1 protein-coding gene is annotated in these 766 nt (G+C 71.4%); it reads left to right on the forward strand.

The window, feature by feature from the left end; all coding sequences use genetic code 11:
- Positions 1–115 precede the first annotated feature (115 nt).
- On the forward strand, positions 116–766 hold a 651-nt coding region (locus R6V09_RS54225; protein WP_317888697.1), incomplete at its 3' end, for a LacI family DNA-binding transcriptional regulator.

Consider the following 766-nt stretch of genomic DNA (forward strand, 5'->3'; position numbering starts at 1 on the left):
CGACAACCGCGCCGGCGCCGCCCGCCGGTGGCCGTCGCTTCGTCCGGCCGCCCCGGTACGGGCATACTCGGGCCTTGCGCGCGCACCGGCGTTCGCGAGAAGCGGGAGGTGGGCGATGGTGTTGCCATCAACAGCGGGAGCCGAGCCCCGGAAAATCACGATCAATGACGTCGCCAAGTCGGCCGGGGTGTCCCGGCAGACCGTGTCACGGGCACTCAACGACAAGGACGAGATCGACGGCGACACCAAGCAGCGGGTGCTCGACGCCGCTCGCGCGCTCGGGTACCGCCCGAGCCGGTTCGCCCGTGGTCTGGTCCGCCAGGACACGATGACGATCGGGCTGGTCATCCCCGACCTGCTCAACCCGTTCTTCACCGAGGTCGCCGCCGCCGCGCTGGAGGCGGCCCGGGCCCGTGGCTGGCAGGTCGTCGTGTACGACACCGGGGACCGGGCGGAGGAGGAGCTCGGCACGCTCCAGGTGATCAGCTCCCAAGTGGACGCGGTCATCGGCTACTTCAGCTGTCCCGAGAGCGAGTTGGAGAAGTTCACCCGTGGCATGCCGGTGGTGCTGATCGGCCGGGAGCAGCGGACACGGTTCAGCGCGATCACGATCGACGGCTCGGAGGGGGTGCACGCCGCGGTCGCGCATCTGGTCGCGCGGGGGCACACCCGGATCGGCATGCTCGACCACCACACCCGCGCCGAGCCGAGCATCCGGCACGAGTGGTTCACGACGGCCGCGGCGGCGCACGGGGTCGACCCCGGC

The organism is Streptomyces sp. W16 (genome assembly GCF_033194735.1).
Taxonomy (GTDB): domain Bacteria; phylum Actinomycetota; class Actinomycetes; order Streptomycetales; family Streptomycetaceae; genus Streptomyces.